At 73.7% G+C, this 5,604-nt stretch carries 4 protein-coding genes and 1 pseudogene; 3 read left to right on the forward strand and 2 right to left on the reverse strand.

Going from position 1 to position 5,604, the window contains the following annotated elements; genetic code table 11:
- The first annotated feature begins 171 nt into the window (after window positions 1-171).
- Complete coding sequence (locus tag KBX39_RS21365) at window positions 172-2,163, forward strand: acetoacetate--CoA ligase (RefSeq protein ID WP_043326486.1); 1,992 nt, start codon at window positions 172-174, stop codon at window positions 2,161-2,163.
- Window positions 2,164-2,277: 114 nt separating this feature from the next.
- Here the strand turns inward: KBX39_RS21365 and KBX39_RS21370 are convergent, their stop codons facing one another.
- Window positions 2,278-2,967 carry a TIGR03089 family protein gene (locus tag KBX39_RS21370; protein WP_210872157.1) on the reverse strand — a complete coding sequence of 230 codons (690 nt, stop codon included), beginning with the start codon at window positions 2,965-2,967 and terminating at the stop codon, window positions 2,278-2,280.
- 150 nt (window positions 2,968-3,117) lie between these two features.
- Here KBX39_RS21370 and KBX39_RS21375 point away from each other — a divergent pair, with 150 nt between their 5' ends.
- Both KBX39_RS21375 and KBX39_RS21380 read left to right on the forward strand, forming a co-directional pair.
- Complete coding sequence (locus KBX39_RS21375; protein ID WP_030501347.1) at window positions 3,118-4,263, forward strand: glycosyltransferase family 1 protein; 1,146 nt, start codon at window positions 3,118-3,120, stop codon at window positions 4,261-4,263.
- A gap of 65 nt (window positions 4,264-4,328) precedes the next feature.
- Window positions 4,329-5,420: a mannose-1-phosphate guanylyltransferase gene (locus KBX39_RS21380; protein WP_043330633.1), complete on the forward strand. Its 1,092-nt coding sequence runs from the start codon at window positions 4,329-4,331 to the stop codon at window positions 5,418-5,420.
- A gap of 28 nt (window positions 5,421-5,448) precedes the next feature.
- On the opposite strand, the pseudogene KBX39_RS33485 reads toward KBX39_RS21380, so the two are convergent.
- Window positions 5,449-5,604, reverse strand: a pseudogene (locus KBX39_RS33485) (NUDIX hydrolase); the annotation flags it as partial.

Below are 5,604 nucleotides of genomic sequence, written 5' to 3' on the forward strand. Positions count from 1 at the left end.
GTCCGCGCCGGCTGAGGTGTAAGGAAGGGCCACATGGGGTGGGGGTGCGGGGTGTGGGCGGGCCACGCCCCGTGCGCCGTGCCCGGCGCGGACAATGGCGGCACGAGGTAGGGCAAGATGGCGCCACGGCCCGGCACACCGTCGTGGCAGGGCCTCAGGGAGGGTGGATCAGTGGCTGACGTGCTGTGGACGCCGCCGGCGGACGTGCGGGAGCGGTCCCGGATCGGTGACTACCTGCGCTGGCTGGCCGAGCACCGCGGGCTGGAGTTCGCCGACTACGACGCGCTGTGGCAGTGGTCGGTGACCGACCTGGAGGCGTTCTGGCGCTCGATCTGGGACTGGTTCGACGTGGTCGCGCACACCCCGCCGACGGCGACGCTGACCGACCGGGCCATGCCCGGCGCCCGCTGGTTCCCCGGCGCGACGCTCAACTACGCCGAGAACGTGCTGCGCATGCCGGGGCTGGGCGACGACGACCCGGCGGTGATCGCGCACGGGCAGACCCGTGCCCCGGAGACGCTCACCGCCGCCGAGCTGCGCGAGCGGGTCCGCCGGGTGGCGGCCGGGCTGCGCCGCCTCGGCGTGGGTGCGGGCGACCGGGTGGCCGCGTACGCGCCGAACATCCCGGAGACGTACGTCCTGCTGCTCGCCACCGCCAGCCTGGGCGCGATCTTCTCCTCCTGCGCGCCCGAGTTCGGCACCCGCAGCGTCACCGACCGCTGGCAGCAGATCGAACCGACGGTGCTGGTGGCAGTGGACGGCTACCGGTACGGCGACAAGCCTGTGGACAGGCGCGCCGAGGTGGCCGCGATCCGGGCCGCGCTGCCGTCGCTGCGGCACACGGTCGCCATCGCGTACCTCGATCCGGACGGCCCGGCCCCCGACGGCGCGCTGCCGTGGACGGAGCTGGCGGCGCCGACCGACGAGCCGTTGACGTTCACGCCGGTGGCGTTCGACCACCCGCTCTACGTGCTCTACTCCTCCGGCACCACCGGCCTGCCCAAGCCGATCGTGCACGGCCACGGCGGCATCCTGCTGGAACACCTCAAGATGCTGGCGCTGCACCACGACCTGGGTCCGTCCGACCGGTTCCTGTGGTTCACCACGACCGGCTGGATGATGTGGAACTTCCTGGTCTCCGGCCCGGCGGTGGGCGCGGCGATCGTGCTGTTCGACGGCAACCCGGGTCACCCCGACCTGGGCGCGCTGTGGCGGCTGGCCGCCGACACCGGCACCACGTACTTCGGCACGTCCGCGCCGTTCCTGCTGGCCTGCCGCAAGGCCGGCCTGGTGCCGCGCGAGGTCGCCGACCTGTCCGCGGTGCGCGGCCTCGGCTCGACCGGCGCGCCGCTGCCGGCCGAGGGCTTCACCTGGGTGTACGAGAACGTCAGCGACCGCCTCCAGCTCCAGTCGCTGTCCGGCGGCACTGATGTGTGCACCGGGTTCGTCGGCGGCGTGCCGCTGCTGCCTGTGTACGCGGGGGAGATCGCCTGCCGGGCGCTGGGCGCGAAGGTGGAGGCCCGCTCGGCCGACGGCAGCGCGGTGATCGGGCAGCTCGGCGAGCTGGTGATCACCGAGCCGATGCCGAGCATGCCGGTCGGGTTCTGGAACGACAGGGACGGCGCGCGCTACCGGGAGGCGTACTTCGAGGTCTATCCCGGGGTGTGGCGGCACGGCGACTGGATCACCGTGAACGAGCGCGGCGGGTGCGTGATCACCGGCCGGTCCGACGCCACGCTCAACCGGGGCGGGGTGCGGCTCGGCACGGCCGAGTTCTACTCCGTGGTCGAAGGGCTGGACGAGGTGGTCGACTCGGTGGTCGTGCACCTGGAGGACGACGAGGGCGGCGCGGGTGAGCTGCTGCTGTTCGTGGTGCTCGCCGAGGGCCTGGAACTCGACGACGACATGCGTAAGAAGATCTGCCGGGAGCTGCGTACCGCGCTGTCGCCGCGGCACGTGCCGGACGAGATCCACCAGGTCCGGGCCGTGCCGAGAACGTTGAGCGCCAAGAAGCTGGAGGTCCCGGTCAAGAAGATCCTCACGGGTACCCCGGTGGACAGCGCGGCGGCCAAGGGCGCCCTGGCCAACCCCGAGTCCCTGACGGCGTTCGCCGCCCTGGCCCAGCGCCGGTCCACCACCGACAGCCCCGTCTCGCCTCGCTGATCCCGCCGTCCCCGCCGACCTGCCCGTTGATCTTGCACTTTCTGCCCCGGCGAACGGGGCGAATCACCCGCCCCGAGGGCCGAAACTGCAAGATCAACGGGGGAGGGGCGAGGGTCAGGGCAGGGTGTGGGTGGTCTTCTCGGTTTCGGCGCGGGAAGCCAGGCGGGTCGGGTCGGGGTGGGCGCACGCGACCACGCTGGCTCCTGCCGTGAGCGGGGTGAGCAGCCAGTCGACCGGGTCGGGGTGGGTGGTCACGTCTACCAGGAGGCGGTCGCCCTGGGTCAGGCCCAGCTCGGTGGCGCGGGCCTGCGCGCGGGCCAGCAGCGCCGCGTCCCCCTCGCCACCCTCGGGGTACGGCGTGAAGTGGTCGCCGTGTCCGCGTACCGCCGTCACGAAGTCGGCGTAGCCGGCGGGCACCTGCCGCATCGGCAGCGCGAACGGGTCGAGCGCCAGCGCGTACCGCTCGCCGGCCGGCCACCCGGCCGCCTCGTCCACCCGGTCGGCGGCCACGAACAGCACCTCCACCGGCCCCGGCGCGTCGGTCACCGTCAGTTTCGCCGACCAGCAGCCGAGCAGCACGGCGGCGGTCTGCCAGTGCGGCGGCAGCAACACGCCGACCGGGTCGCCCGGCGCGGCGCCGATCTCGTCGGTGAGCAGGTTCGCGGTCTTCGCCACCCAGTTCGCAAGCGTCGCGCCGGAGAGTTCGGTGCGCTCGCCGGTGGCGTCGTCGTACCAGGTCAGCAGCGGTCGGGTGGGGTCCGGCGCGATCGCGTCGGCGAACACCCGGGCAATGTTGTCGGCCATCGGCGCGAACGATACGCGCCCCGCGTGCGTACTCGATGACAACGTCAAGTCGGCGTACCGTCGGGTCGCGGTCAGCGTTGTTCGCCCGGCGCGGCGTACGCTTGCCGACAGTGTTCTTCCCCACAACTGCGCCATCTGAGGAGCCGCCCCGTGACCGCCGGTCGCCCGCCCCGCGTTCTCATCGACGCCACGAGTGTCCCCGCCGACCGTGGCGGCGTCGGTAGATACGTCGACGGACTGCTCGGCGCGCTGGGCCGGGTCTGCGGCACCGGCGTCGACCTGGCGGTGGTGAGCCTCCGTACCGACCTGGAGCGCTACACCCGGATGCTGCCGGGCGCCGAGGTGATCCCCGCCCCGGCGGCGGTGGCGCACCGGCCGGCGCGGCTGGCCTGGGAGCAGACCGGCCTGCCGCTGCTGGCCCAGCAGGTGGGCGCGGAGGTGCTGCACTCGCCCTTCTACACCTGTCCGCTGCGGGCCGGATGCCCGGTGACGGTCACCGTGCACGACGCGACGTTCTTCACCGAGCCGGAGCACTACGACAAGTCGCGCCGGACGTTCTTCCGCAGCGCCATCAAGACCTCGCTGCGGCGGGCCGGCCGGGTGATCGTGCCGAGCAAGGCCACCCGGGACGAGCTGATCCGGCTGCTGGACGCCGACCCGACCCGGATCGACGTCGCCTATCACGGCGTCGACCAGGACGCCTTCCACGCGCCCGGCGACGAGGAGAAGGCGCGCGTGCGGGCCCGCCTGGGGCTGGGCGACAGCAGCTACGTCGCGTTCCTCGGGGCCAAGGAGCCGCGCAAGAACGTACCCAACCTGATCCGCGGCTGGGCGCGGGCGGTGGCCGACCGGCCGAACCCGCCGGCGCTCGTGGTCGCGGGCGGGCAGGGGCACGACGACGACATCGACCGCGCGGTGGCCGAGGTGCCGTCGCACCTGCGGCTGCTGCGCCCGGGCTACCTGCGTTACGCCGATCTGCCCGGCTTCCTCGGTGGCGCGCTCGTGGCCGCCTACCCCTCCTACGGCGAGGGCTTCGGCCTGCCGATCCTGGAGGCGATGGCGTGCGCGGCCCCGGTGCTCACCACGCCGCGCCTGTCCCTGCCCGAGGTGGGCGGCGACGCGGTGGCGTACACCAGTGAGGACCCGGACCAGATCGCCGCCGACCTGGCCGCTCTGCTGGACGACGAGCCGCGGCGGCTCTCGCTGGCAAAGGCCGGGTTCGACCGGGCCAAGGAGTTCACCTGGGAGTCCAGCGCGGACGTGCACATCGCGGCCTGGCGACGGGCCCGGTCCTGAGGGCCGGCGGGCCGGCCCCGGCCGACCGACCGTGACGACTCGCCCGCTTCGGGCATGATGTGCTGATGTTCTACGCCGTCATCCCGGCGGGTGGCAGTGGCACACGGTTGTGGCCGCTGTCCCGTGCCGGCCATCCCAAATTCCTCCACCCGCTGACCGGCACGCCGGCCTCGCTCCTGCAGGCCACTGTCGACCGGTTGTCGCCGTTGACCACGCCGGAGCGCACGCTCGTGGTCACCGGGGCCGCGCACGCCGCGGCGGTGGCCCGGCAGTTGGCCGGCGTGCCGGAGGAGAACATCCTGGTCGAGCCGTCGCCCCGCGACTCCTGCGCGGCGATCGCGCTGGCCGCCGCGGTGATCGCCGCGCGTACGCCGGACGCGGTGATGGGCTCGTTCGCCGCCGATCACCTGATCGGCGACCCGGCCCGGCTGGCCGAGGTGGTACGGCAGGCCATCCGCGGAGCGGAGCAGGGGCTGCTGATGACGGTGGGCATCACCCCGACCCGCCCGGAGACCGGCTACGGCTACCTGGAGACCGGCGACCCGGTGGGGGACGGCACGCTGCGCCCGGTACGCGAGTTCAAGGAGAAGCCGGCCGCCGAGGTGGCCGAGGTCTACGTCAACTCCGGCCGGCACCTCTGGAACGCCAGCATGTTCGTCTGGCGGGTGGACGTCTTCCTCGCCGAGCTGGCCCGCCAGGAGCCGGAGCTGCACGCCGGGATCACCGCCATCGCGGCGGCGTGGGGCACCCCGGAGCAGGACGACGTGCTGGGCCGGGTCTGGCCGACGCTGCCCCGGATCTCGGTCGACTACGCGGTGATGGAGGGCGCGGCGACGGCGGGCCGGGTGGGCACCGTGCCGGGTGACTTCGGCTGGAACGACGTCGGTGACTTCCACACGCTCGGCGAGGTGCTGCCGGCCGACGGCGCCGGCAACGTGGTGCTGGGCGGCGACGCCAAGCCGGGCGTGCTGCTGCACGACACCACCGGCACGGTCGTGGTGTCGCACTCCGGCCGGCTCGTCGCCACCGTGGGGGTGCACGACCTGATCGTGGTGGACACCCCGGACGCGCTGCTGGTCTGCCCGCGTGACCGCGCGCAGGACGTGAAGAAGGTCGTGGACGAGCTGAAGGAACGCGGCGAGGAGGGCCTGGTCTGATCCGGCCGGTGCGGCCGCCCGCTTCCGGTCAGCGGGCGGCGCGACGGGCCAGCACGGCGAGCGCCGGTGGCACCAGCTGGGCCGTCGCGTGGGCGAGCGGCTCGGGCAGCCGGTCCGGCGGGAACCAGCCGAGCGCCTCGGACTCCGCGCTCACCTGCTCGACCGCCCCGGCCGGGGCCAGCAC

The organism is Micromonospora sp. D75, from assembly GCF_018070405.1.
Lineage (GTDB): Bacteria > Actinomycetota > Actinomycetes > Mycobacteriales > Micromonosporaceae > Micromonospora > Micromonospora chalcea.

Bases quoted from the DNA above. Each gene is read 5' to 3' on its own strand.
- KBX39_RS21380 (WP_043330633.1), top strand. From the start codon at position 4,329: ATGTTCTACGCCGTCATCCCGGCGGGTGGCAGTGGCACACGGTTGTGG.
- KBX39_RS21370 (WP_210872157.1), bottom strand. From the start codon at position 2,967: ATGGCCGACAACATTGCCCGGGTGTTCGCCGACGCGATCGCGCCGGAC.